The organism is Nocardiopsis halophila DSM 44494, assembly GCF_000341245.1.
Taxonomy (GTDB): domain Bacteria; phylum Actinomycetota; class Actinomycetes; order Streptosporangiales; family Streptosporangiaceae; genus Nocardiopsis_A; species Nocardiopsis_A halophila.
This window is the reverse complement of record NZ_ANAD01000034.1, coordinates 1-22,612: the sequence shown is the minus strand read 5'-3', so window position 1 is coordinate 22,612 and position 22,612 is coordinate 1. Positions and strand designations below refer to the sequence as shown.

At 75.3% G+C, this 22,612-nt stretch carries 22 protein-coding genes and 1 pseudogene; 9 read left to right on the top strand and 14 right to left on the bottom strand.

The window, feature by feature from the left end:
* On the bottom strand, positions 1 to 2,201 hold a 2,201-nt coding region (locus D450_RS29380; RefSeq protein ID WP_241483049.1), incomplete at its 3' end, for a cation-translocating P-type ATPase.
* A 203-nt stretch (positions 2,202 to 2,404) separates the two neighbouring features.
* Between D450_RS29380 and D450_RS0103970 the strand changes: the two genes are divergently transcribed.
* Positions 2,405 to 3,046, top strand: coding sequence for a CBS domain-containing protein (locus D450_RS0103970; protein ID WP_017537382.1), 642 nt, complete (start codon positions 2,405 to 2,407; stop codon positions 3,044 to 3,046).
* 60 nt (positions 3,047 to 3,106) lie between these two features.
* On the opposite strand, the gene D450_RS0103965 is transcribed toward D450_RS0103970, so the two are convergent.
* On the bottom strand, positions 3,107 to 4,600 hold the full coding sequence (locus D450_RS0103965) for an aminopeptidase P family protein (protein WP_017537381.1): 1,494 nt from the start codon (positions 4,598 to 4,600) through the stop codon (positions 3,107 to 3,109).
* A gap of 46 nt (positions 4,601 to 4,646) precedes the next feature.
* Positions 4,647 to 5,213, bottom strand: a complete 567-nt coding sequence (locus tag D450_RS0103960; RefSeq protein ID WP_017537380.1) for a GNAT family N-acetyltransferase — start codon at positions 5,211 to 5,213, stop codon at positions 4,647 to 4,649.
* Positions 5,214 to 5,367: 154 nt separating this feature from the next.
* Here D450_RS0103960 and D450_RS0103955 point away from each other — a divergent pair, with 154 nt between their 5' ends.
* Positions 5,368 to 6,468 carry a pyridoxal-phosphate-dependent aminotransferase family protein gene (locus D450_RS0103955; RefSeq protein ID WP_026128368.1) on the top strand — a complete coding sequence of 367 codons (1,101 nt, stop codon included), beginning with the start codon at positions 5,368 to 5,370 and terminating at the stop codon, positions 6,466 to 6,468.
* Between the two features lie 82 nt (positions 6,469 to 6,550).
* Here the strand turns inward: D450_RS0103955 and D450_RS0103950 are convergent, their stop codons facing one another.
* Together D450_RS0103950 and D450_RS0103945 are read right to left on the bottom strand one after the other, a co-directional pair.
* Positions 6,551 to 6,769: a DUF3099 domain-containing protein gene (locus tag D450_RS0103950; protein WP_017537378.1), complete on the bottom strand. Its 219-nt coding sequence runs from the start codon at positions 6,767 to 6,769 to the stop codon at positions 6,551 to 6,553.
* Positions 6,766 to 7,686 carry an oxygenase MpaB family protein gene (locus tag D450_RS0103945; protein ID WP_017537377.1) on the bottom strand — a complete coding sequence of 307 codons (921 nt, stop codon included), beginning with the start codon at positions 7,684 to 7,686 and terminating at the stop codon, positions 6,766 to 6,768. The genes D450_RS0103950 and D450_RS0103945 overlap by 4 nt, the downstream gene beginning before the upstream one ends.
* A gap of 155 nt (positions 7,687 to 7,841) precedes the next feature.
* Between D450_RS0103945 and D450_RS0103940 the strand changes: the two genes are divergently transcribed.
* Positions 7,842 to 8,699: an alpha/beta fold hydrolase gene (locus D450_RS0103940; RefSeq protein WP_017537376.1), complete on the top strand. Its 858-nt coding sequence runs from the start codon at positions 7,842 to 7,844 to the stop codon at positions 8,697 to 8,699.
* Here D450_RS0103940 and D450_RS0103935 read toward each other — a convergent pair.
* The gene (locus D450_RS0103935) at positions 8,686 to 9,201 is read right to left on the bottom strand and encodes a hypothetical protein (RefSeq protein WP_394296812.1); all 516 of its coding nucleotides are present in this window, start codon (positions 9,199 to 9,201) and stop codon (positions 8,686 to 8,688) included. The genes D450_RS0103940 and D450_RS0103935 overlap by 14 nt on opposite strands.
* 149 nt (positions 9,202 to 9,350) lie before the next feature.
* Positions 9,351 to 11,066, bottom strand: a complete 1,716-nt coding sequence (locus tag D450_RS35120; protein ID WP_017537374.1) for a GMC oxidoreductase — start codon at positions 11,064 to 11,066, stop codon at positions 9,351 to 9,353.
* A gap of 47 nt (positions 11,067 to 11,113) precedes the next feature.
* Here D450_RS35120 and D450_RS0103925 point away from each other — a divergent pair, with 47 nt between their 5' ends.
* On the top strand, positions 11,114 to 12,187 hold the full coding sequence (locus tag D450_RS0103925) for a S1 family peptidase (protein WP_275041882.1): 1,074 nt from the start codon (positions 11,114 to 11,116) through the stop codon (positions 12,185 to 12,187).
* Between the two features lie 10 nt (positions 12,188 to 12,197).
* Here D450_RS0103925 and D450_RS0103920 read toward each other — a convergent pair whose 3' ends face one another.
* The 3 genes from D450_RS0103920 to D450_RS0103910 form a co-directional block, all read right to left on the bottom strand.
* Positions 12,198 to 13,268 carry a nitronate monooxygenase gene (locus D450_RS0103920; protein ID WP_017537372.1) on the bottom strand — a complete coding sequence of 357 codons (1,071 nt, stop codon included), beginning with the start codon at positions 13,266 to 13,268 and terminating at the stop codon, positions 12,198 to 12,200.
* A 217-nt stretch (positions 13,269 to 13,485) separates the two neighbouring features.
* A complete protein-coding gene (locus D450_RS0103915) occupies positions 13,486 to 14,226 on the bottom strand; it encodes a sugar isomerase domain-containing protein (RefSeq protein ID WP_239647214.1) in 741 nt (246 codons plus the stop codon).
* 99 nt (positions 14,227 to 14,325) lie between these two features.
* Entirely contained in the window at positions 14,326 to 14,931 is a 606-nt protein-coding gene (locus D450_RS0103910) for an FMN-binding negative transcriptional regulator (RefSeq protein WP_017537370.1), read from the bottom strand.
* A gap of 152 nt (positions 14,932 to 15,083) precedes the next feature.
* On the opposite strand from D450_RS0103910, the gene D450_RS0103905 reads away from it, so the two are divergent.
* Positions 15,084 to 16,709, top strand: a complete 1,626-nt coding sequence (locus D450_RS0103905) for a flavin-containing monooxygenase (protein ID WP_017537369.1) — start codon at positions 15,084 to 15,086, stop codon at positions 16,707 to 16,709.
* A gap of 14 nt (positions 16,710 to 16,723) precedes the next feature.
* Here D450_RS0103905 and D450_RS0103900 read toward each other — a convergent pair whose 3' ends face one another.
* Complete coding sequence (locus D450_RS0103900) at positions 16,724 to 17,164, bottom strand: pyridoxamine 5'-phosphate oxidase family protein (RefSeq protein ID WP_017537368.1); 441 nt, start codon at positions 17,162 to 17,164, stop codon at positions 16,724 to 16,726.
* A 145-nt stretch (positions 17,165 to 17,309) separates the two neighbouring features.
* Here D450_RS0103900 and D450_RS0103895 point away from each other — a divergent pair, with 145 nt between their 5' ends.
* Positions 17,310 to 17,537, top strand: coding sequence for a hypothetical protein (locus tag D450_RS0103895; protein ID WP_017537367.1), 228 nt, complete (start codon positions 17,310 to 17,312; stop codon positions 17,535 to 17,537).
* Positions 17,538 to 17,594: 57 nt separating this feature from the next.
* Positions 17,595 to 18,551 carry a nucleoside hydrolase gene (locus tag D450_RS0103890; RefSeq protein ID WP_017537366.1) on the top strand — a complete coding sequence of 319 codons (957 nt, stop codon included), beginning with the start codon at positions 17,595 to 17,597 and terminating at the stop codon, positions 18,549 to 18,551.
* On the opposite strand, the gene rpsN is transcribed toward D450_RS0103890, so the two are convergent.
* The 3 genes from rpsN to D450_RS0103875 all read right to left on the bottom strand — a co-directional run bounded on the left by rpsN (position 18,532) and on the right by D450_RS0103875 (position 20,100).
* Positions 18,532 to 18,789, bottom strand: a complete 258-nt coding sequence (rpsN, locus tag D450_RS0103885) for a 30S ribosomal protein S14 (protein WP_449289449.1) — start codon at positions 18,787 to 18,789, stop codon at positions 18,532 to 18,534. The two genes, D450_RS0103890 and rpsN, sit on opposite strands and share 20 nt — an antisense overlap.
* A 51-nt stretch (positions 18,790 to 18,840) precedes the next feature.
* The gene (rpmB, locus tag D450_RS0103880; RefSeq protein ID WP_026128365.1) at positions 18,841 to 19,077 is read right to left on the bottom strand and encodes a 50S ribosomal protein L28; all 237 of its coding nucleotides are present in this window, start codon (positions 19,075 to 19,077) and stop codon (positions 18,841 to 18,843) included.
* Between the two features lie 69 nt (positions 19,078 to 19,146).
* Complete coding sequence (locus tag D450_RS0103875; RefSeq protein ID WP_017537363.1) at positions 19,147 to 20,100, bottom strand: threonine ammonia-lyase; 954 nt, start codon at positions 20,098 to 20,100, stop codon at positions 19,147 to 19,149.
* Between the two features lie 69 nt (positions 20,101 to 20,169).
* Here D450_RS0103875 and D450_RS29375 point away from each other — a divergent pair.
* A pseudogene (locus D450_RS29375) lies at positions 20,170 to 20,743 on the top strand (flavin reductase family protein).
* A 75-nt stretch (positions 20,744 to 20,818) separates the two neighbouring features.
* Positions 20,819 to 22,612: ABC transporter ATP-binding protein (locus D450_RS0103865; RefSeq protein WP_017537362.1), on the top strand; the 1,794-nt coding region annotated here is incomplete at its 3' end.

Below are 22,612 nucleotides of genomic sequence, written 5' to 3'. Positions count from 1 at the left end.
GGGGGGGGCCGCCGCGGAGGGCGCCGCATGGTCTCCGGCGAGCGGGGCTCGAAGGCCAGGGTGAGGCCGAGGAAGCCGGCGGTGGTCATATTGATCCACAGGATCTGCACCGGAAGGATGGGCAGGACCGCCCCGGCGAGGACGGCGGCCATCACGACCAGCCCCTCGCCGATGTTGGTGGGCAGGGTCCAGGCGAGGAACCTTCGGAGGTTGTCGAACACGCCGCGGCCCTGTTCGACCGCGGCCTCGATGGTGGCGAAGTCGTCGTCGGCCAGCACCATGTCGGCCGCCTCCTTGGCGGCGTCGGTGCCCACCCGCCCCATGGCCACCCCGATGTCGGCCTGCCGCAGGGCGGGCGCGTCGTTCACGCCGTCGCCCGTCATCGCCACCACCTCGCCGCGGCGCTGCAGCAGCCGCACCAGGCGCAGCTTCTGTTCGGGCGAGACCCGGGCGAAGACGCCCGCCCGTGCCAGCGACTCCTCGTCCGCGGCGTCGATCCCGTCGCCGACCAGCACCTCGCCTCCGATGCCGAACCGGTCGGCGATGGCACGCGCGGTGGCTCCGTGGTCGCCGGTGAGCATCCGGACCCCGATGCCGGCGGCCCGGCAGGCGCGCACCGCCTCAATGGCCTCCGGGCGGGGCGGGTCGTGCATCGCCTGCAGGCCCAGCAGGGTGAGGCGGCCGGGCAGGTCGTCCTCGCGGACCGCGCCCGCGCGCTCGGGGGCGAAGCGGGCGAAGGCGAGAACCCGCAGGCCCTGCCCGGCCCATTCGGCCGCGGTGCGCCGGACCTGCTCGGCGCCTTCGGCGTCCAGGGCGCCCTCCCGACCATCGGGGCCCAGGGCTCGCGAGCACAGCTCGAGCACCCGCTCGGGCGCCCCCTTGACGTAGCCGGCCAGGCGGCCGTCGGCGCCCCGGTGGGCGGTGGCCATCAGTTTGCGCTCGGAGGTGAAGGGGAGCGCCCCCACGCGGGGCGCGCGGGCGGCCTCCTGTGCGGGGACCACCCCCTGGGCCTGCGCCGCCGCCAGCAGCGCGGTCTCGGTGGGGTCGCCCACGGCCCGCCGCCCGTCCGGGCCGGTCGGCTCGGCGTCGCTGCACAGGACCCCGGCCAGCAGGCAGGCGCGCGCCGCGGCCCCCTCGGCCAGGACGCGCACCACGGTCATCTCGTTCGTGGTCAGCGTTCCGGTCTTGTCGGTGCAGATGACGGTGGTTCCGCCGAGGGTCTCGGCGGCGGTCAGCGTGCGGACGACGGCGTTGCGCCGGGCCATGCGCACCGCGCCGATGGCCAGGACGATGGTGATCGCGGCCGGGAGGCCTTCGGGGATCGCGCCGACCGCCAGGGCGACCGCGGCGGTGAACATCCGGTCCGGTGCCTCACCGTAGAGGGTGCCGACCGCGAAGGTGAGCGCAGCCAAGGCGACGATGACGGCGGTCAGGCGGCGGCTGAACACGCCGAGCCGGCGGGTCAGCGGCGTCGGGCGGCGGTCGGCGGACCCGACGAGCCGGTCGATGGCCCCGACCTCGGTGTCGGCGCCGGTGGCCACCACGATGCCGCGGCCCGTCCCGCGGGTGGCGACCGTTCCCGAGTAGGCCATGGCGGTGCGGTCGGCGAGCAGGGTCCGCGGGGCCACGGGCTCCGCGGACTTGGCGACCGGGGCGGACTCACCGGTCAGGGCGGACTCGTCGGTCTCCAGCTCCTCGGCGCCGACGATCCGCAGGTCAGCCGGGACCCGGTCGCCCGCCTGGAGCACGACGAGGTCGCCGGGGACCAGGTCCTGAGCCGGGAGCCGCCGCGCGGCCCCGTCGCGCACGGCCACCGCCTCCACCCGGACCATGCGCGCCAGCGCGTCCAACGCGCGCTGGGCCCGCGCCTCCTGGACATAGCCGATGGCGGCGTTGAGCACGACGACGCCGGAGATCACCCCCGCGTCGACGAAGTGCCCCATCGCCAGGGTCACCGCCGCCGCGACCAGCAGGACGTACACCAGCGGGCTGTGGAACTGGCGGAGCAGGCGCTTGAGGCGCCCCGTCCCCTCGGTCCGGGGCAGGGCGTTGGCACCGAACGCGGCCAGCCGCCGGGCGGCCTCGTCGCGAGTGAGGCCCCTCTCCCGGTCGGCCGCCAGCGCCTCGGCGACGTCGGCCCCGCTCAGAGCATGGGCGCGCGCATGGAGCGGTGTGCCGGAGGTGGTGTCGGGGGTCGCCATGACGCCCACTCTGCCCAGGCCGCCCTGTGGCGGAGCAGAGACCTTCCGCCCGTAGGGCGGGGGATTCGGGACCGGATCCCTCCCGGTGACGGCCTGGTCCGCCGGGACCTCCGGCACGCGAAATCCGATGATGGCCGCGGGAGCATCGACACGACGGCACCGTCCCCGGAAGGGCAGGCCGATCGTTCCCTAGGGGGAGGACCATGACCATCCGAGTGCGCAACGTGATGACCAACGGTGTGATCGCCGTCCGGCCGAGTACCGGGATGCGGGAGATCGCCCTCCTGCTCTCCCGCTATTCGATCTCGGCCGTTCCGGTGGTGGACGAGGACGGGCAGGTCCTCGGAGTGGTCTCTGAGAGCGACCTGCTGTACAAGCTGACCGAGGACCAGGACCGGGGCGACGCCTCGGCCAGGACGAAGCGCTCGGCGGTCACCGCCCGTCGGCTGATGACCGAGCCGCCCGTCACCGTCGATGTCCGCGCCGAGGTGGCCGAGGCGGCGGGGATCATGGAGAAGCACCGGGTCAAGCGCTTGCCGGTCATCTCCGAAGACGGAAGGCTGATCGGCATCGTCAGCCGCAGCGACCTGGTCAGGATCTACACCCGGCCCGACTCCTGGATCCAGGGGCGGGTCGAGCGCCTGCTGCTGCTGGAGTTCGACGAGCCGCAGGTGAAGGCGGAGGTACGCAACGGGATCGTGACGCTGCACGGCAAGGTGCGGCTCCGCTCCAGCTCCATTGCGCTGGGCCGGGCGGTGCGCCACATCGAAGGGGTGGTGCACGCCGAGAACCGCATCGCCTTTGCGGCCGACGACATCTCCCCCTTCTCGCTCATGGCCGACTGACCCGCCCATGGCCGGCTGAGACGGCGCCCCGCCGGAGCGGCCCGGCGGGGCGCCGCGGCCCTACGCCTTGGGCAGGCGCTCGGCGAGCCAGGCCTCGACCTCGTCGGAGCGGCGGGGCAGGCCGGCGGACATGACGCGGTTGCCGTCCTCGGTCACGAGCACGTCGTCCTCGATCCGCACGCCGATGCCGCGCAGCTCCTCGGGGACCGTCAGGTCGTCCGGCTGGAAGTACAGCCCCGGCTCGACCGTGAGCACCATGCCCGGCTTCAGCTCGCCGTACAGGTGCTCCTCGGTGCGTGCGCGGGCGCAGTCGTGCACGTCCAGGCCCAGCATGTGCCCGGTGCCGTGCAGGGTGTACCGGCGCTGGAGCCCCAGCTCCAGCACGCGGTCGACCGGCCCCTCCAGGAGGCCCCACTCGACCAGGCCCTCGGCCAGCGCGCGCTGGGCGGCCGCGTGGAAGTCGCGGAACGGGCGCCCGGGGGCGACCGCCGCGATGCCCGCCTCCTGCGCCTTGTACACCAGGTCGTAGACGCGGCGCTGGAGGTCGGTGAAGGTGCCCGAGATCGGCAGGGTGCGGGTGACGTCGGCGGTGTACAGCTCGTGCGTCTCCACGCCGGCGTCGAGCAGGAGCAGCTCCCCGTCGCGCACCGGGCCGTCGTTGCGCACCCAGTGCAGGGTGGTCGCGTTGGGCCCCGAGGCGGCGATGGTGCCGTAGCCGACGTCGTTGCCCTCCACCCGCGCCCGCAGGAAGAAGGTGCCCTCGATGTAGCGCTCGGAGGTCGCCTTGGCGTTCGGCAGCGCCGCCACGACGTCCTCGAAGCCGCGCACCGTGGAGTCCACGGCCTTCTGCAGCTGCTCGACCTCCCACTCGTCCTTGACCAGGCGCAGGTCGTGCAGGGCGACGGCGAGCTCCTCGTCGCGCTCGGCCGCCTTTCCGGCGTCCCCGCGCAGGCCGTCGACGACCCGCTCCAGCGCCGCGTCGTGCCCGCGCACGATGCGGGTGGCCGCGCCGTCGGCCGCCTTCTCCAGGATGGCGGGCAGCTCGCGCACGTCGTGGGCGGCCAGCCCCAGGCGGGCGGCGCCCTCGGCCAGGCTGTCGCGGCGCCCGCTCCACAGCTCGCCGTGCCCGTCCAGCCAGAACTCGCCGTTCTCGCGGTTGGAGCGCGGCCGCAAGTAGACGGTCACGTCGTGGCCGCCGGGGCGCGGCTCGAAGACCAGGCAGCCGTCGTCGGACTGGTCGCCGGACAAGTACACGTAGTCGCAGGCGGCCCGGAACGGGTACTCGGTGTCGTTGGAGCGGGTGGTGAGCCCGCCGGCCGGGACCACCAGCCGCTCACCGGGGAAGCGCGCGCTGAGCGCGGCCCTGCGGCGCGCCGTGTGGGCGGCCTGGGCGATGGGGGCGAGGTCGCGGGACTCGGTGTCGGCCCAGCCCGTGCGCATCCAGTCGGAGAGCTCCGCGGAGACCTTCTGCTCCTGACCGTTCTTGCGGGGCCGGAACACCGGCGCCTCCTGCCCCTGGGGGTCGTGCTGCTCGGTCACGGCTTTGGCCTCCATCGCTCGCTCGCTGCTGCTTCCGGGCCGCTTGTGGCGGCGCTCGCCGTCAATCGTAGGACGCCCCCGGGCCCGTCGGCCCCGTGGAGAGCTCTGTGGAGAACTCTGCGGAGAGCTCCTTGGAGAAGGCGTAGTAGCGGCGGCTCCCGTCGGGCCCGGTCCCCTCGTCCTCCGACAGGGCGTACCCCAGGCGCGCGTACATGGCCACGGCCTCGGGCTGCTCGGGGCCGGTCGTCAGGTAGGCCCTGGCGTACCCGCAGCGGGCGGCGGCCCGCTCGAGCCCGGCCATCGCCCGGCGGCCCAGCCCCTGGCGCCGGCGGCCCGCGTCGGTCCAGATGCGCTTGAACTCGGCGGTGCGGGCGTCCTTGCGGCGGAAGGCGCCTCCGGCGACGGGCCGTCCGCCGTCCTCGACGAGCACCACGCCCCCGTCCGGGGCGCTGAACTCGGCGTCGGGGGTCCCGGCCAGTTCGCGCTCGGCGGCCTCGGGGCCGTAGCGCGCGGCGTACTCGGCGGCCAGCCCGTCCAGGAGGGGGGCGACCCCGGGGTCGCCCATGTCGGCCTCGCGGACCGCGATCCGCACCCCGTCGCCTCCGCGCCGCTGCGCGACCGCCTCCATCGGCACCCCTTTCCGCCGGATTCCGTCCACCGGAAGCAGAACACGGCGTCTCCGCCGCTTCATCCCGGTGTCCGGCGAGGGATGGCGCACACGCCGGGCGCCCCGCGCACCCCTGCTCCCCCGCGGCTCCCGGCGGCACCTTAGAGTGGCGTCCATGCCTTTGATCGAGCGCACCCTCCTGGGTCCCGGACCGAGCAACCCCTACCCCGAGGCCGTGCAGGGGCTCTCCGCCCCGATCCTCGGCCACCTCGACCCGGAGTTCATCAAGGTCCTCGACCGCACCGGTGAGCGCCTGCGCGCCCTGTGGGGCACCGCCAACCCGCTCACCCTGCCCCTGTCGGGCACCGGGTCGCTGGGCATGGAGACCGCCTTCGCCAACACCGTGCGCCGGGGGGACACCGCCGTCGTGGCGGTCAACGGCCTCTTCGGCGAGCGGATGTGCGAGGTCGCGCGCCGCTACGGCGCCGAGGTCGTGCGGGTCGACCACGCCTGGGGCGAACCGGTGGACGTGCAGCGCGTGCTGGACGCCCACCCGGCGCCGGCGATCGTCGCCGCCGTGCACGCCGAGACCTCCACCGGCGCGCTCAGCGACATCGGCGCGCTGGGCGCGGCGCTGCGCGCGCGCTCCGACGACACGCTGCTCATCGCCGACTGCGTGACCTCGCTCGGCGGCACCGAGGTCGCCGTCGACGAGTGGAAGGTGGACGCCGCCTACTCGGGCACCCAGAAGTGCCTGGGCGTGCCCCCGGGCCTGGCCCCCTTCACCTTCTCCGAGCGGGCGTGGGAGCGCCGGGTCGAGGACCCGCCCGTCTGGTACATCGACCTGGGCCTGCTGGGCGCCTACGTGCGCGGCGGCCCCGGCGGCGGCCGCGCCTACCACCACACCGCGCCGGTGGGCATGGTGGCCGCCCTCGACGCCACCCTGGAGCGGATCGAGCAGGAGGGCGTGCAGGAGGTCGCGGCCCGCCACCGCGCCGCGGGGCGCGTGCTGCAGGAGGGGCTGCAGGAGATGGGCCTGGAGCTGTTCGCGGCCGAGGGCCACCGCCTTCCGCAGCTGACGTCGGTGAAGGTCCCCGAGGGCGTGGACTCGGCCAAGGTGCGCGAGCGCCTGCTCACCGAGTACGGCATCGAGATCGGCGCCGGCGTGGGCCCCTACGCCTCGACGGTCTGGCGGATCGGCCTGATGGGCCACAACGCGCGCCTGGACCGCGCCGAGCTGGTCCTGGGGGCGCTGCGCGCCGTGCTGCGCGGCTGACCGCCGGCACCGGGCGACACCGGGGCGTCCCGCGCGCGTGCGGGGCGCCCCGTCCTCTGCTTGCCCGGTGGACTCGGCGGGCTCAGTCGGCGTTGGGGCCGTAGCGGGCGTCGTGGTCCCGGGGGTCGCCCGGGTCCTGCGTGTTGCCGATGACCGCCGCGACCGGCGGCAGGACCATCGCCACCGCGCACATCGCCACCGCCCACCCCACGCCGAACAGGTAGTAGACGGGCAGGGAGCCGCCGAAGAGCAGCAGGCAGGCCCCCATCAGCCAGGCGTACCGGCGGATGCGCCGCTTCATGTCCCCAGGCTACTCCGGGCGCGCTCCGGCCAGGTGCGCGGGTCGCGCAGGCCCGCGAAGCCGCGGGAGACGTCGTACCCGGCCTCCTCCAGGCGCCGCCGCGCGGTCCGGGCCCGTTCGACGGTGGCCTCGTCGAACACGCGGTTGTACACCTCGTCCGGCAGGGCGTGCAGCCCCGCGCGCAGGGCGCGCAGGGAGGCGGTCGCCGCCGCCTGCGTCCCCGGGGGCTCGGGCAGGACCCCGTACTCCCGGCGGGCCCACCCCGGGAGCGTGTAGTAGGACAGCGCGCCGACGGGCAGCCACAGCGGTTTGAACGGCGCCAGCGCCCGCATGCGGCGCGGCACCTCGGGCCACAGCAGGAACCGCACCGCCTGCCGGGCCTGCTCCCCGGCGCGCAGGCGCGGGCGCACCGACGCCAGGTAGGCGCGCATCTGGGCGGCCGACGCGGGCACCGAGGCGGGGTCCAGGCCCACGTGGGCGGCGGTGCGGGCCTGCTCGGCGAAGTAGCGGTCGGCCCCGCCCGGCCCCAGGCGGGCCCCGGCGCGGGCGACGACCTCCAGGTAGGAGACCACCTCGGCGCAGTGCACCCACAGCAGCAGGTCGGGTTCGTCGACGCGGTGCCGGGCGCCGGTGGCGGGGTCGGTGAAGCGCAGGCGCCGGTGCACCGCGCGCACCCGGGCGCCCAGCTCCTCGGCCTCCCGGGGGCTGCCGTAGGTGGTGGTGGCGACGAAGTCGGCGGTGCGCAGCAGCCGCCCGGTGGGGTCGTCCATGAAGTCCGAGCGCTGCCAGACGCCCTGCATCGCGACCGGGTGCAGCGCCTGGAGCATCAGGCCCCGCACACCGGCGACCCACATCGACCGGTCGATGTGCAGGCGCCAGGTGACGCTCTCCGGGGGGACGGCGGTCGGCTGCTCCATGCGGGTGCTCCCTCCGGCCGCGGTGCCCGCGGCCCTTGCGGTGTCCCCCGGGCACGATTCTAGGCGGGCGTCCGGTCCGACGGCGGCGACCGCTAGATTGGGAACCGTTGTCGAGCCGCACCGTACCCTTCCGACCCTTTCGACCGAGGAGCGCCATGGACCCCCTCCCCTCCGGCGGCGCCGAGCGGATCACCCTCGGCGTGCGCGGCATGACCTTCGACGCGCTCGCGGCAGGGCCCGACGACGGCCCCCTGGCGCTGTTCCTGCACGGCTTCCCCGAGTTCGCCACGTGCTGGCGCGAGCAGCTCGCCGCCGCGGCCCGCGCGGGGTTCCGGGCCGTGGCCGTGGACCAGCGCGGCTACTCCCCCGGCGCCCGCCCCGAGGGCACCGGGGCCTACACCGTGGACGAGCTGGTCACGGACGTCTTCGGCTTCGCCGACGCACTGGAGTACGAGCGCTTCCACCTCATCGGCCACGACTGGGGCGGGGTACTGGCCTGGCCTGCGGCGGCGCGGCGCCCCGAGCGCATCCGCACCCTGACGGTGCTGTCCACCCCGCACCCGCGCGCGCTGAACGAGGCCGTGCGCGTGTCCAAGGAGCAGCAGGAGAAGCTGTCCTACATCGGCCTGTTCCGCATGGAGGGCAAGGCCGAGGACGTGCTCCTGCAGGGCGGCGCCGCCACGCTGCGGGGCGTCTACGAGGGGCGGGTGCCCGCCCCGCTGGTCGAGGACAACGTGCGGCGGCTGGCCGAGCCGGGCGCGCTGACGGCGGCGCTGAGCTGGTACCGCGCCCTGGAGGGCGACGCCGCCGACGCCGGCCCCGTGCAGGCCCCCACCCTGTACATGTGGGGCGAGGGCGACCTGGCCTTCGGCCCGGAGGCCGCAGAGGGGACCGGCGCGTGGGTGGAGGGGCCCTACGAGTACGTGCGTCTGGACAACGCCTCCCACTGGCTCCCCGAGGAGGACCCCGAGCGGGTCATCCCGCCGATCCTGGAGCACTTCAAACGGGGCTGACGCGGCGGCGGACGTAGGCGACGGTGAGGGCCGCCAGCAGCGGTCCCCACAGGAGCATGGGGAGGTACGCGGCGAGGACCCAGCCGCCGGGCGCCTCGGCGTCGAAGGTCCCGCCCGAGCCGGCGATGTCCGGGCTGATCGCGCGCGCCTGCTCGGGGGTGACGAACCCGAAGACCGTGTTGAGCAGCCAGTACGCGGTGAGCAGGGTGACGGCGGCCGCCCCCAGCCCGGCCGGGACCGCGACGAGGGGGACGGGAATGCGGCGCCCTCCGACCAGCGGCACCCGTCCGGGCACCTCCTCTCCCCACCGGTGCACCAGGACGAGCCCCGACAGGCCGAGGGCGAGTTCGGCGCCGCTGAGGGCGACCGGGTACCACCCGCCCGGATAGGCGATCAGGTGCACGCGCCAGAGCACGGAGGGCAGAAGGCACAGCGGGATGGCATAGGCGGCGGCGTACGCCCGCACCGGTACAGGGTTCCTCCTCGTGTCCACCGCCGCCATCGTGCTCGTCCCCCTTCGGCCTCGGAACCGTCCACCGCCTGAGCGCAGGCGGACCGTTCCAGGCTCCCGCCCCGGCCCCGCGCGCGTCCTCCCCCGTGTGAGGGACCGGGGGCCGCAGGCCTCCCCTCGGAGAGCGGAGGCCTGCGCGCTCACGCCGGGAGCCGCTCGGCCAGGCGTGCCGCGAGGGCCAGGCCGGTCAGGACCGGGTTGGCCGAACCGACCGTCGGGAATACCGACTGGTCGCAGGCGTAGGCGTTGGAGACATGGTGGAACCGTCCCGACGGGTCGGTGACCGAGGAGGCCGGGTCCTCCCCCATCCAGAGGGTGCCCGCCTCATGGAAGGTGGTGCCCAGCCCCCGGTGCCACTCGGGGAACGGCCGCTGCAAGGGGAAGGGCGCGCTCTGCCACGCCCCGTCGTAGAGGTACTGCACGTTCCGCGGCGACTCGGCCAGGCCCGAGGCGAAGGCGAGCGCCGCCTCGTCCATGGACTGCCAGGTCTTCTCGTCCTCAGGGGGCAGGCCGAGGTTGACGAACGCGCGCGCGGCGCCGAACTCGTCGCTCTCGAAGGGACTGAGGTCGATCCAGCTCTTGGCGGGGTCGTGGACGGGGGCGGTCCGGTCGCCGTGCATCTCGCCGACGCAGCGCAGGGTGAGGGCGACCCAGTCGGGGTCGGTGTTGGCCAGGTGCGCGCGGAGCTGCTCGATGTCGGGCACCATGCGGAACAGCAGCTCGTCGGAGCCCGCGGCGCTGGTGGAGGCGGTCACCTGCACGTGGAAGCGCCCGCTGGGCGCCAGGCCGCGCACCAGGGCCGCCGCCGTCTGGACCCGCGGCGGCAGCGCGGGCAGCTCCGAGCGGTGCACGCGCACGGTGAAGTCGCTGCGCACGTGCGCCATCAGGTTGCGCCCCATGAGCGGCACGGGGAAGGACAGCAGCGCCATGCGGGTGCTCTCCACGGCGCCCGCCGCCAGGACGACCGCGCAGTCCGGCGTGACGGGAAGGAAGCGGCGCACGCCCTCGGCGTCGGCCTCCACCGTGTGCACCGTTCCCCCCGAGGCGTGCAGGCGCACCACGTGCGCACGGGGGACCAGGAAGAGCCCGCGCTGGGCGTCGTCCCCGCCCGAGGCGGCGACGTCCGCGCGCAGCGCGTCGAACAGCAGGGGCAGCGCGCTGTACTTGTCGAAGGAGAACAGCCCTGAGACGGGTGGCTCGCCCTGGACCGCCAGCGGGGCCGGCTCCACCCCTTGGTCACCGAGCGCGCCCTCGACGAAGGGGGTGCCGGCCGCCGACTGCGCGAAGCGCGGCGCCAATGCGTCGTTGAGTTCGCCGAAGATGAAGTCGGTCCCGGGGACCACCCCGGTCTCGCTCTCCGCCTCCAGGTAGTACCTCTCCAGGTCCGAGGCGGTCTCGCCGGGCCAGTGGACCAGGTCGCCGGCGGTCAGGCGCGGGCACCACCCGCCCCAGTAGACCGACTTGCCTCCCAGGCAGTACGCGGTTCCGGGAAAGGCGACGTTGCCCCTCCAGGGCAGGCCCCAGACGGCCTCGCGGGGCGCGCCCGGGTCCTGTTCGGGCGGGATCGGGGCGGGCACGTCCAGGCCCAGGCGGCCCATGTTCTGGACGTGCCCGGGGATGAGCAGTCCCCCCGCGTCCAGCAGCAGGACCCGCGCCCCGGGGCGGGCCCGGCGGATGCGCACCGCAAGGTAGGCACCGTAGGCGCCCGCCCCCGCGATGACCGCGGAGAACGGGGGGCCGCCGGCAGTGGCCTCGTCCCAGGTGTTGCACAGGTGGCGCCCGAGCGCGTCGGTGGTGAACGCCGTGGACTGGATCGTGGTCTGCTCCCCGGTGGGAGCGAGAACGGGAAGGGGCATGGCCGTGCCTCCCTTCCGCGCCACAGGCGCGCGGCCGGGCACCGCGCGTGCCCGGCCGCGGGAAGTACCGCGATCGTCGCACGCCCGCCACCGCGGCGGAAGCACCCCCACGGACGACTCACTCCGTAGGCACCCCGCGCGGGCTCCATCGAAAGAGGAGGGCGGGGTCCTCCGCCCGGAGGACGACGGGGCCGCCCCCGGGCCCTCATGCTGAGCACCCGCCCCCCTTCAGAGGAGGTCGATCATGCACCCGGCNGCCGCCCCCGCCCGCCGCAGGCGCACTCCTCGCACTCGCCGCGGGCGCCCCCGCCCACGCGGACACGCCGCCCGACGGCCCGCCGCGGACGACCGTCATCGGCGGGACCCCGGCGAGCACCGACGACCACCCGTGGACGGTCGCGGTGGCCAATCCGCGGCTCCGCCCCGAGCGTCCCTCCGGCCAGGTCTGCGGGGGCGCCCTGGTGCGGCCCGACAAGGTCGTCACCGCCGCGCACTGCGTGGACGACGCCGAGGAGCGCGACGGGCTCCGGATCATCGCAGGGCGCACCGACCTGCGCACCGACGGGGGACGCACCCGCGAGGCGGTCGACGTGTGGACCCACGGCCCCGTCTTCCCCGAGCCCCGCAGTGACCTGCAGCCGCGCCCCGGCGGCGACGTCGCCGTGGTCACCCTGGACCGCCCTCTGCCGGGACCGACCCTCCGCCTGGCCCGTCCCGGAGACGGCGCCCTCACGGCCCCGGGCCGCACGGGCACGGTCCTGGGGTGGGGGTCGACCAGCCCTGACCCGCCCTACCCGGCCTCGCCGGAGCTGCTCAAGGCAGGGCTCCCGGTCACCACGGACGAGGCGTGGACCGAGCGCGCCGAGGCCTACGGGCTGCTCTACGACCCGGAACACTACGTCGGCGCGGGGTGCGCCTCGGGCGGCCCGGTGATCGGCCCCGGCGACAGCGGCTCGCCGCTCGTCGTCGACGGGCACCTGGTGGGCGTCGCCCACGACCAGATGCCCCTGGACGACACACCCGACCTGTCCCGGGCGTACTCCCTGTTCACCGAGGTCTCCACGTTCGCCCCCGAGATCCTCGAACAGTTGGGGCCCGCACCCGGGCGGGCCCGGGCGTAGCGGGCGGGCCTCAGGGGCGGGCGGGGGCCGTGGTGTCGGCGCCCTCGGCCAGGGAACGGACGACGTCGGCCGCCGGGCACTCCTCCGCTGAGCGGTAGGCCGTGCCCGCCCACAGGTGGAGGCGGTCGGTGTCGCCCTCCTTGGCCGCTGCGGCGCGCATGGGACCAGTCAGGTAGTGCACCTGCGGGTAGGCCGCCGGGGCCTCGGACGTGTGCGCGGACAGGAAGCGGTTGACCAGCCCGCGCGCTCTGCGGCCGCTGAAGGCCCGCGTCACCGCCGTGCCGGGGAAGACCTCGTCGGCCAGCGCGCGCTTGTGGGCCGCGGAGGCCCCGCTCTCGTCCGTCCGGAGCAGGACCGTTCCCACCTGGGCGGCGACGGCGCCGTGGGACAGGACCTTGCGGACCGCGGCGGCGTCGCCGATGCCTCCGGCCGCCACCAGCGGGAGGTCCACGGCCTCGCGGACCCGCCCCAGCAGGTCGAGCAGCGGCAGGGTGCGCTCTTCGGCGTCGTCGAAGGACCCCTGGTGCCCGCCGGCCTCGGCGCCCTGGACGCACAGGGCGTCGGCCCCCGCCTGTGCGGCCGCGCGCGCCTCGTCCGGGGTCGTGACGGTCACCATGACGGCGCTGCCCGCCGTGTGCAGGGCCGCCGCCTCGGCCGCGGCGGGGGCGCCGAAGGTGAAGCCCACGACCGGGACGGGGTCCTCGAGCAGGAGGGCGAGCTTGGCGGGGTAGTCGTCGTCGCTCCACCGCGGCTCGCCGGCCGCGGCGCCCAGTGCGTCCATCTCGGGGGCGATCTCGCGCGCGTAGGCCTGGACGCGCTCCCGGTCGGCCGTGTCGGGGCCGGGCACGAACAGGTTGACGCCGAAGGGGCGCCCGGTCAGCTCCCGGGTGCGGGCGATCCGGGAGGCCAGCGCGTCGGGGGACGCGTAGCCTCCGGCGAGGAAGCCCATCCCGCCCGCTTCGTTGACCGCGGCCACCAGCTCGGGGGTGCTCGCACCGCCCGCCATCGGGGCGCCCACCACGGGGACCGCCCCGGGAGCCTGGAAAGCGCTGGTCACCACGGTCTGTGTGCTCTGCCGCACGGTCGCCCGACCTCCTCTGCCCGGTTGCGCCTGCAGCCTGCCACACCCCGCGGCGCGACGCGCAACGGGGTCGGCCCGGAGGAACACCGGGGAACACCGGCGGCCTCTCTCGCCATCGAGAGAGAATGAGGTTACCCTCAACTGCACGGGGTGACCCCGTGGTCGCCCGCCGTCCCGCCCCCTTTCCCCAGGGGCGGGACGCCGGGCGGCCGCTCGCTCAGCCCAGTTCGGGGATGCGCGGCGCGTACCGGGAGAAGAAGCGCCGGTTGGCCTCGTCGCCGCCGGGCATGTTGGCCGAGCGCCACAGCGGCGGCTCCAGGCCCTCCTTGCGCACCCGGTCGTGGACCGAGGCCAGCAGCAGGTTCCACAGGTAGGAGTTGACCAGGCTGGACAGCGGCGCGGTCACCGGGTCGGCCCGCGGGTAGGCGGCGTCCCCGGGGTCGACCAGGGTGTCCACCACCAGGTCGGCCTCCTCGGCCAGGGTGCCGCCCGCCCGGCGCGGCGCGGCCGCCGCACAGGAGCGCGAGGTGACCGCCACGACGGGCAGCCCCCGCCCGCGCGCCGCGCGCGCGAGCTCCACCGGGTAGGGGTTGACCCCGGAGGTGGAGAAGACGAACAGGGTGTCGGCGGGGCCCGCCTCGGCGCCCGCGAGCACCTGATCGGCCAGCCCGCTCCTGCGCTCGGCGGCCGTGGCCGCGGCGGCCCCGTGCAGCGGCAGCAGTTCGGGGTGGTAGAGGGGCTTGACCGGCGCCAGGCCCCCGGCACGGAAGAAGGCCTCGGCCACGGCGATCATCGAGTGCCCGGAGCCGGCCACCATGACCACGCCCCCGCCGCGCACCGCACGCTCGACCAGGAGGGCGGCCACCTCCTCCAGGACACCGGCGTTGGCCCGCTGGGCCTCCTCCAGCCGGTCGCGCATGCGGGCCCCGAAGTCCCCGCCGCCGTGGTAGGCGTCCATCGGCTCCTCCTCGGTGTGCACCGTCCAGGGGTCGGAACGCGTCCTCGCCGCCTCTCGCCCCCGGGNTACCGCCCCCCCCCCGCCGGTCCGGCTCGCGCCTCACGGCCCGGCACGCCCCATCTCCTCGGCGACGGCCGCCCCGGGGCGGTTCTGCCCGAGCTCCCACTTGCCCTCGACCCGGTCCATGCGCGCCTCGATGCCGACGACGGCCCTGAGCATCCCCTCGGTGAACGCGCGCGGGGCGTCGTCGACCGACCAGGGTGCGGCGCGGGGCCCCTCGTGCAGGACGGTCAGGCGGCGCACGGCCCACTCGGCCCACTCGGGGTCGTCGTGGGCGACGAGCCGGCCGTGCACATGGGCGGTGACGTAGTTCCAGGTGGGGACGGTGCGCCCGTGGTCGTGCTTGGAGGGGTACCACGAGGGCGAGACGTAGGCGTCGGGGCCGCGCACGATGACCAGCGCGCGGCCGCCCCCGCCCAGGCCCGCGCGCCACTGCGGGTTGGCGCGCGCGAGGTGCCCCACGAGGACGCCGCCCCCGTCCGCCCCGCCCGCCACGTGCACGAAGGGCACCGGCGTCGCCTCGAACCCGTCGTCGGAGGCGGTGACCAGGTCCGCGGCGACGGGCGCGCCGAGCAGACGCTCCACGGCGCCCTCGGGGGCGCGGAAGTGCGCGGTGCGCGGGGACGTACACGGCCAGCCCTCCATTACTTACTAGTGCAAATTCGCCTCCATCATCGTGCATATCCGGCGCCGGGATGCGGCTGCCGGGGGCCGTTGACCCCCGCCGGGCCCCGGCCTACGTTCGGCGCACGCACCCCTCCCCCGGTGCCCGACGCCGTTGCCCCCGGAGGCGCCGCATGCCGTCCGCACCCCGCCCCTCCCCCCACGACCGGCCGGACGTCCTGGTCGTCGGCGCCGGCTTCGCCGGGCTCTACCTGCTCCACCGCCTGCGCGAGCTCGGAATGCGCGCGCTCGCCCTGGAGGCCGGGGCCGGCATCGGCGGCACCTGGTACTGGAACCGCTACCCGGGCGCCCGGTGCGACGTGGAGAGCATGGACTACTCCTACTCCTTCGACCCGGCGCTGGAGCAGGAGTGGTCCTGGACACGGCGCTACCCCGGCCAGGCCGAGATACTGGGCTACATCGAACACGTCGCCGACCGCTTCGACCTGCGGCGCGACGTGCGGACCCGGACCCGCGCGGCCTCCGCCGCCTGGGACGCCTCCGACCGTCTGTGGCGCGTGCGGACCGAGGCCGGGGACACCTGCGCCGCCCCCTACCTGGTCATGGCGACCGGCTGCCTGTCCGTCCCCAAGGCCCCCGGGGTCGAGGGGCTGGAGCGCTTCGGGGGCCGCGTGTTCCACACCGGCCGCTGGCCCCACGAGGAGGTGTCCTTCGCCGGGCGCAGGGTGGCGGTCATCGGCACGGGCTCCTCGGGCATCCAGGCCGTTCCCGTCATCGCCGAGGAGGCCGCCGAGGTCACCGTCTTCCAGCGCACGGCCAACTTCAGCCTCCCCGCCAACGACCGGCCCCTGGCCCCCGGGGAGCAGGAGGAGCTCAAGGCCCGCTACCGCGAGCACCGCGCACAGGCCCGGAGGTCGCCCACCGGCATCCCCGGCCCCCGGGCCGGCCGCTCGGCTCTGGAGGTGCCCGAGGCCGAGCGCACCGCCGCCTACCGGCACGCCTGGGAGCACGGCGGTCTCTTCGGGATGCTGCGCTCCTACAGCGACCTGACCACCGACGCCGACGCCAACGCGACCGCGGCGGACTTCATCCGCGCCCGCATCTCCGAGGCGGTCGACGACCCGGCCACGGCCGAGGCGCTGTCCCCGCGCACCCACCCCTTCGGCACCAAGCGCCCCTGCATCGACTCGGGCTACTACACGGCCTTCAACCGGGAGGGGGTGCGCCTGGTGGACCTGCGCGCCGAGCCGCTGGCCGGGGCGGTCCCCGGGGGCGTGGCCACCGCCCGCGGCGAGTACCCGGCGGACGACCTGGTGCTGGCCACCGGCTACGACGCGATGACCGGGGCGCTGACGGCCCTCGACCCGCACGGGCGGGACGGGGTACCCCTGCGCCGGGCCTGGGCCGGGGGCCCCGCCGCCCACCTGGGGGCGGCGGTGGCCGGGTTCCCCAACCTGTTCACGGTGACGGGGCCGGGGAGCCCGTCGGTGCTCAGCAACATGGTCGTCTCCATCGAGCAGCACGTGGAGTGGATCACCGACCTGATCGCGTGGGCCCGCGACCGGGGGACCGGGGTCGTCGAGGCCGAGCCCGCGGCGCAGCGGTGGTGGACCGACCACGTGCAGGAGGTCGCCGCCGCCACGCTCTTCCCCCGCGCGGACTCCTGGTACACGGGCGCCAACGTCCCCGGCAAGCCCCGCGTCTTCCTGCCCTATCCGGGCGGGGTCGACGTCTACCGGGACGTGCTGGAGGGGGTGGCCTCCTCGGGCTATGAGGGGTTCCGCCTGAGCCGGGCCTGATCCCGCCCCGCGGCTCACATCGCGAACACGCGCTCGGGGGCGATGAGCACCGCGGAGCGCCGCTGCTCCTCCATGGCGCGGTCGTAGGCCTCCCAGTCCTCGTGCTCGCCGCCGGCCGCGCTGAACACCTCGCGCAGGAGCGCGCGCAGGTGCGCGGTGTCGACGCCCTCGTAGGGGTCGTCGTAGCCGATGAGGTCGGCGGCCCCGGCCACGCTCGACCAGTGCGGGCCCGCCTGGAAGACCAGGGCGGCCTGCGGGCGCTCGCGCAGCAGCCGGAGCTTGAGGGCCCCGGCCGCGCTGGTGAAGGCGGCCGCGGGCTCCCCGGTGACCGGGTGCCGTGTCAGTCCGGCCGCCACCACGCTGGAGTGGACCGAGCCGTCGGCACGGACGGCGGAGACGACGGCGCGGTGGCCGCCCCGGTCGATGACGGACTGGACCTCGCGCAGATCGGCCATGCCCCGAACCTACGCGGCCGCGGGGGCCGGGGCGAAGATATGACGCGGTTCACTTCCGGAAACGGTGCGAATTTCAGTGAACGGTGATTACGCTCGAAGGTACGGGGCCGACCGCCCCGGCCGTGCCACCCCCGGGAGGTCGAACATGGTCGACATCGCACTGATCACCACCGTCCTGGCCGTCGTCCTGGGCGGGATCGCCCTGGTCGTGCTCGGCGCGATCGGCTACATCGCCAACCAGGCGGTGCAGGACCGCCTGGACGACAGGGCCGGCGTCCCCCGCCCCGGCGCCCCGGCACCGGCGCCGCAGGCGGCCGCCCCCGGCCGGGCCGAGCGCCCGCGGGAGCCCGTCGCCGGGCCGACCGCCGCCTGAGCGCACGGGCGGCACGGGCACACTGGAGCCCCGGACCCCGCTCGGAGGAGGCGCACCGTGCCCGTGCCCGTCGTGATCGACTGCGACCCCGGCGTCGACGACGCCGTCGCCCTGCTGCTCGCCCTGGCCTCGCCGGAGCTGGCCGTGCGCGGCGTGACCGCGGTGGCGGGCAACGCCTCGCTCGACGACGTGGTGCGCAACGCCGGGCACGTGCTGGACCTGGCCGGGGCGCCGGACGCGCTGCCGCTGACGGCGGGGATGGCGGGGCCGCTCACCCGGCGCCGCAGGGAGCGCGACGAGGCGATCCACGGCGAGGGAGGCCTGGGCGGGCTCGTCCCGGCCGTCCCGCCCCGGGCGGCGCACCCGGGCCACGCCGTGGACCGGCTCGCCGAGGCCGCGCTCGCCGAGCCCGGCGGGCTGACGCTGGTGGCGCTCGGGCCGCTCACCAATGTCGCCGCCATGCTGGCCCGCTTCCCGGAGGCCGGACGCGCCCTGAAGGAGATCGTCCTCATGGGCGGTGCGGCGTTCACCCAGGGCAACATCACCGCGGCCGCCGAGTACAACTTCCACTGCGACCCCGAGGCCGCGCGCTTCGTGGTGGAGTCGGGGCTGCCGGTCCGGGTCGTCGGGCTGGACGTCACCCGCTCGGCCCTCTTCCCCTTGGACCGGACGGACAGGCTGGCGTCCATGGGAGGCGCCGCAGGGGCCGCGGGCGAGCTGCTGCGCGGTTATGCGATGCGCTACGAGGAGCGCTCGGGGCTGACGGCGGTTCCGGTCCACGACGCGCTCGCGGTCGCGGCGGTCTCCCACCCGGACCTGCTGGAGTGGAGCCGGGGGTGGGCGTCGGTGGAGTGCGCGGGCGAGCTGACCCGCGGCGCCCTCGTCGCCGACGTGCGCACCCCCGGCCGCGAACGCGCGGTGGCGATCGCGACCGGGGTGGACGCCGAGGGCTTCACCTCCCTGCTCTTCGAGCGGCTGTCCGGCTACGCGGACCTCACCAGCTCGACTTGGTGATGCCGGGCAGCTCCCCGCGGTGGGCCATCTCCCGGAAGCGGATCCGGGACAGGCCGGCCTTGCGGAGGTAGCCGCGGGGCCGGCCGTCGACCGCGTCGCGGTTGCGCACCCGCGTGCGGCTGGCGTCGCGCGGCTGGCGCGACAGGGCGCGCACGGCCTCGGCGCGCTCCTCGGGCCCCGTGGCGGGGTGGGCGATGATCCGCTTCAGCGCGGCGCGGCGCTCGGCGTACAGCGCCACGACCTCCTTGCGGCGCTCGTTCTTGGCGATCTTGCTCTTCTTGGCCACTGCTCAGACCTTCTCCCCGCGTGCACGGATCTCGGCGACCACGCGGTCGATGCCCCGGCGCTCGACGACCTTCATCCCCTTGGCGCTCACCCGCAGCCGCACCCAGCGCCCCTCCGAGGCGAGCCAGTAGCGCTTCCTCTGGATGTTGACGCCGAACCGGCGGCGGGTGCGCCGCTGGGAGTGGGAGACGTTGTTGCCGAACGCGGGCCCCTTGCCCGTCACCTGGCACACGCGTGACATGGACAGCACGTCCTCTCGGGTCGTTCCTGACCGGGCCACCCTACACTAGAACGATAACCGTTTTCATTTTCAATCGAGCGCGCGCCGGAGCAGCGCGGGGTCGGTGTTGCCCCCCGAGACGACCGCGACCACCGCCTCCCCCGGGAGGCGCCCGGCCAGGTGCGCCGCGGCGGCGAGCGCCCCGCTGGGCTCGGCCACCACCCGCGCCTCGCGGGCGATCACCCCCATGGCGTGCACGATCTCCTCCTCGGTCACCGTGACGATGCCGTCCAGCCGCTCCCTCATGTGCGCGAAGGTCAGCTCCGAGGGCCCCACCCGGACCCCGTCGGCCACGGTCCGCCCGGTGCGCTCGGGCTCCCAGGCGACCAGGCGCCCCTCTGCCAGCCCCTCGGCCGTCTCGGCGGCCAGCTCCGGTTCGACGCCGACCACCCGCACGTCCGGACGCAGCCCCTTGACCGCCGTCGCCGTCCCCGAGGCCAGCCCGCCCCCGCCCACGGGGACCGCCACCGTGTCCACGCCGGCCAGGTCCTCGACGATCTCCAGCCCGACCGTGCCCTGTCCGGCGATCACATCCCGGTCGTCGAAGGGCGGCACCAGGACCATGCCGCGGCGCAGGGCGATGTCGCGGGCGGCCTCCGAGCGCCGCGCGGGCGCGACGGGGACGATCTCGGCGCCCAGCCGCCGCATCCCGTCCAGCTTGACCTTCGGGGCGCCTTCGGGGACGACCACGGCGCAGGGCACCTCCTCCGAGCGCGCGGCGAAGGCCAGCGCCTGGCCGTGGTTGCCCGAGGAGTGGGTGACCACCCCGGCCGCCCTGCGCCGCGCGGGCAGCGAGCGGACGGCGTTGACGGCCCCGCGGATCTTGAAGGCCCCGACCGGCTGCAGGTTCTCCGGTTTGAGCCACAGCCGCCCCTCGCCCCAGGGGCACGTGACGAGCGGTGTGCGCACGGCCCTGCGCCGGATGCGCCCGGAAGCCGCCTGCACGTCGGCCAGGGTGATGAGCTCGATGCCACTGCGTTCCATGCCCCTCTTCCTTCCCCGGCGGCCGCCCGCGTCCCCGGCATCGCGGAGGGATCGCGGACAATGGGGGTGATGCGTACCGAGTTCACCGCCGAGGACCTGCCCGGACGGGCCTTCTACCGGATGCTGACGGCCGTGGTCGTCCCGCGCCCGATCGCCTGGGTCGCCAGCGTGTCCGCCCAGGGGCGCGACAACCTCGCCCCGCACTCCTTCTTCACCGTCTCCTGCGCCGACCCGCCGATCGTGCAGTTCACCTCGGTCGGGCGCAAGGACACCCTGCGCAATGTGGAGGAGACCGGAGAGTTCACCGTGAACCTCGCCCCCGAGCCCCTGATGGAGCAGGTCAACGCCACCTCCGCCGCGCTGGAGCGGGGCAGCAGCGAGTTCGACGCGGCCGGCCTGGACCGCGAGCCGTCGGCGGTGGTCAAGGCCCCGCGGGTGGCCGCGAGCCCGGCGGCCCTGGAGTGCCGGCTGCACTCGACGGTGCTGCTGGGCGACTCCACGGTGGTGTTCGGGCGGGTCGTGCACGTGGCCGTGGACGCCTCGNGCCGCCCCCCCGCAGGTGGAGCGGCTGCGCCCGCTGTCCCGGCTGGGCCGCGACGAGTGGGGCACGCTCGGCCGGGTCGTGCCCCTGGACCGGCCTTGACCTCAAGTTAGCTCAAGGTTCTAGTCTCCTCGGTGTGACGACGCGCCCCGGGCGCCGACCGAGAGGGATCCGGACATGAGCATGGAGATGACCGCGTGGCACTCGCTGTACACGGCGATGCACGCGGAACAGGACAGGCGCCCCTTCTCCAAGGAGGCGATCAGGCGCATCATCGGGTTCGCCCGGCCGCACCGCGCACGCCTGGTCGCCTTCCTGCTGTTCAGCGTCGCGCTCGCGGTGCTGGCCGTGGCGACGCCGGTGCTGGCGGGGCGGGTGGTCAACGCGATCATCGCCGGCGAGGACCTGTCCCTGGTCATGGGCCTGTCCGGACTCATCGCGCTGATCGCCCTGGGCGAGGCGGCGTTCGGGCTGCTGAACCGCTGGCTGTCGGCCGGCCTGGGCGAGGGACTCATCCTGGACCTGCGCACGGCCGTCTACGACCACGTCCAGCGCATGCCGGTCGCCTTCTTCACCCGGACCCGCACCGGCGCACTGGTGAGCAGGCTGAACAACGACGTCATCGGAGCCCAGCGCGCGTTCAGCGACGTCCTGTCCGGCGTCGTCAGCAACCTGGTGACGCTGCTCCTCACACTGGCCGTGATGGTCAGCATCTCCTGGCAGATCACCCTGCTGTCCCTGGTGCTGCTCCCCGTGTTCCTGATCCCGGCCCGGCGGATGGGCTCGCGCCTGGCGCGCCTGGAGCGCGAGTCGGCCAACCACGACGCGGCCATGGGCACCCAGATGACCGAGCGCTTCTCCGCCCCGGGCGCCACCCTGGTCAAGCTGTTCGGCCGCCCTGAGCACGAGTCGGCCGAATTCGCCACGCGCGCGCGGCGCGTGCGCGACATCGGGGTCCGAACGGCCATGGTGCAGGAGGTCTTCTTCACCGCCCTCACCCTCGTCTCGGCCCTGGCCCTGGCCCTGGTCTACGCGCTGGGCGGCTACTACGTCTTCACCGGCGGCCTGGACTCGGGCTCGGTGGTCTCCATGGCCCTGCTGCTCACCCGCCTGTACGCGCCGCTGACCGCCCTGGCGAGCGCGCGTGTGGAGATCATGAGCGCGCTGGTCAGCTTCAGCCGCGTCTTCGAGGTCCTCGACCTGGATCCGCTGGTCAAGGAGCGCCCCGACGCGCACCCGCTCCCGCCGGGCCCGGCCGGCGTGGAGTTCGACGGGGTCGTGTTCGGCTACCCCAAGGCCTCCGCGTTCTCCCTGGCGTCCCTGGAGGAGGTGGCCGACCTCGACGACCGCGACGGCGGGCGCGTCCTGCACGGGGTCTCCTTCCGCGCCGCGCCCGGCGAGACCGTGGCCCTGGTGGGCTCCTCAGGCGCGGGCAAGTCCACCATCGCCCAGCTCATCCCGCGCCTGTACGACGTGGACGGCGGCGCGGTCCGCGTCGGCGGGACCGACGTCCGTGACCTGACCGCCGCCTCGCTGCGCCGCTCGGTGGGCATGGTCACCCAGGACGGGCACCTCTTCCACGACACCGTGCGCGCCAACCTGCGCCTGGCCGCGCCCGGGGCCGACGACGCCCTCCTGTGGGACGCCCTGCGCCGGGCCCGGCTGGACGGCCTGGTCGCCGGGCTGCCGGACGGGCTGGACACCATCGTCGGCGAGCGGGGCTACCGCTTCTCCGGCGGCGAGCGCCAGCGGCTGACCATCGCCCGGCTGCTGCTGGCCTCCCCGCAGGTGGTGATCCTGGACGAGGCCACCTCCAGCCTGGACGCCACCTCCGAGGCGGCGGTGCAGGAGGCCCTGGCCGAGGCGCTGGACGGGCGCACCGCGGTGGTCATCGCCCACCGGCTGTCCACGGTCCAGGCGGCCGACCGGATCCTGGTGGTCGAGGAGGGGCGCATCGCCGAGCAGGGCACC

Coding starts and splice junctions, on each gene's coding strand:
- D450_RS0103900 (WP_017537368.1), bottom strand. CDS start 17,164: ATGGCCGATCTGCGCGAGGTCCAGTCCGTCATCGACCGGGGCGGCCAC.
- D450_RS0103905 (WP_017537369.1), top strand. CDS start 15,084: ATGCCGTCCGCACCCCGCCCCTCCCCCCACGACCGGCCGGACGTCCTG.
- D450_RS0103970 (WP_017537382.1), top strand. CDS start 2,405: ATGACCATCCGAGTGCGCAACGTGATGACCAACGGTGTGATCGCCGTC.
- D450_RS0103960 (WP_017537380.1), bottom strand. CDS start 5,213: ATGGAGGCGGTCGCGCAGCGGCGCGGAGGCGACGGGGTGCGGATCGCG.
- D450_RS0103940 (WP_017537376.1), top strand. CDS start 7,842: ATGGACCCCCTCCCCTCCGGCGGCGCCGAGCGGATCACCCTCGGCGTG.
- D450_RS0103935 (WP_394296812.1), bottom strand. CDS start 9,201: ATGGCGGCGGTGGACACGAGGAGGAACCCTGTACCGGTGCGGGCGTAC.
- D450_RS0103875 (WP_017537363.1), bottom strand. CDS start 20,100: ATGGAACGCAGTGGCATCGAGCTCATCACCCTGGCCGACGTGCAGGCG.
- D450_RS0103915 (WP_239647214.1), bottom strand. CDS start 14,226: ATGGACGCCTACCACGGCGGCGGGGACTTCGGGGCCCGCATGCGCGAC.
- D450_RS0103945 (WP_017537377.1), bottom strand. CDS start 7,686: ATGGAGCAGCCGACCGCCGTCCCCCCGGAGAGCGTCACCTGGCGCCTG.
- rpmB (WP_026128365.1), bottom strand. CDS start 19,077: ATGTCACGCGTGTGCCAGGTGACGGGCAAGGGGCCCGCGTTCGGCAAC.
- D450_RS35120 (WP_017537374.1), bottom strand. CDS start 11,066: ATGCCCCTTCCCGTTCTCGCTCCCACCGGGGAGCAGACCACGATCCAG.
- D450_RS0103955 (WP_026128368.1), top strand. CDS start 5,368: ATGCCTTTGATCGAGCGCACCCTCCTGGGTCCCGGACCGAGCAACCCC.
- D450_RS0103910 (WP_017537370.1), bottom strand. CDS start 14,931: ATGGAGGGCTGGCCGTGTACGTCCCCGCGCACCGCGCACTTCCGCGCC.
- D450_RS0103965 (WP_017537381.1), bottom strand. CDS start 4,600: ATGGAGGCCAAAGCCGTGACCGAGCAGCACGACCCCCAGGGGCAGGAG.
- D450_RS0103895 (WP_017537367.1), top strand. CDS start 17,310: ATGGTCGACATCGCACTGATCACCACCGTCCTGGCCGTCGTCCTGGGC.
- D450_RS0103950 (WP_017537378.1), bottom strand. CDS start 6,769: ATGAAGCGGCGCATCCGCCGGTACGCCTGGCTGATGGGGGCCTGCCTG.